Origin of the sequence: Isoptericola sp. NPDC056605, from assembly GCF_042792795.1 — a bacterium.
Classification (GTDB): domain Bacteria; phylum Actinomycetota; class Actinomycetes; order Actinomycetales; family Cellulomonadaceae; genus Isoptericola.
Genome location: NZ_JBHTVT010000064.1, coordinates 1 through 724, shown reverse-complemented (window position 1 = coordinate 724; position 724 = coordinate 1). Strand labels below are relative to the sequence as shown.

Below are 724 nucleotides of genomic sequence, written 5' to 3'. Positions count from 1 at the left end.
CCCACCATTTGAATTTTTTTCGTGTGCGCCCGCAAGTGGCGCACGTATTGGAATCGTTTATCTTGTGGTATCCTCTAACTTTGCAGATGGTTCCTTTCATCTTTTGGATCATTCCGCTTCCCCCTTCAGCTGCTTCAAACACTCTTCAAGGAATGGGATTTCCTCTTTTGTGAATTTTATTGTTGTGTCCCCTTGAGAAAATTCAAGCACTTCATTTCTTTGCTCTCTCTTAAATCTATCTAAACTTTTTTTAAAGAATGGGATTTGTTCTTTTTTGAATTTCACTGCCTTATATCTGCCCGCGTAAATCTCTAAAATTTCATTAATCTTATAAACTAGTGCCTCTTTTCCGCCTGATTCTTTGACCAATATATAACTTCCATTCCCTATAACGCTGACGCTCACTGCGTTTCCCCCTCAAGTCGTTTTAATTGCTCTGTAAGCTCCCCGAACCATTTCCTATCTTTTGCATCTAACGCTATGTCAATCATCGCTCTCAGCTCGTCAGAATCGAATTTTGGCGCGTCTCTCTGCGGTATCTTCTGAAGCTCATCTTTCCGTTTTCTATAATATACCTTTCTACCAACTTTAACCATGATGATAGAACCATCTAACCGCGATACTTTCCCCATTAAAAGCCGGACATGATCACAAGTGAAGCTAACCCAGTCACCCACTTTTAGCCATGCCATATATGCTCCCCTCTCGCTTTTCTAACTGCCCG

The 724-nt window shown here is 41.3% G+C and carries 2 protein-coding genes; both read right to left on the bottom strand.

What is annotated here, in order from left to right; all coding sequences use genetic code 11:
* Window positions 1-108: 108 nt before the first annotated feature.
* Entirely contained in the window at window positions 109-405 is a 297-nt protein-coding gene (locus ACFQ8Y_RS22780; protein ID WP_377455248.1) for a hypothetical protein, read from the bottom strand.
* Window positions 402-596, bottom strand: coding sequence for an IDEAL domain-containing protein (locus ACFQ8Y_RS22775; RefSeq protein ID WP_382918057.1), 195 nt, complete (start codon window positions 594-596; stop codon window positions 402-404). The genes ACFQ8Y_RS22780 and ACFQ8Y_RS22775 overlap by 4 nt, the downstream gene beginning before the upstream one ends.
* Window positions 597-724 lie beyond the last annotated feature (128 nt).

What these genes read in the sequence shown, in the direction of transcription:
- ACFQ8Y_RS22775 (WP_382918057.1), bottom strand. Translation starts at nt 596, where the DNA reads ATGGTTAAAGTTGGTAGAAAGGTATATTATAGAAAACGGAAAGATGAG.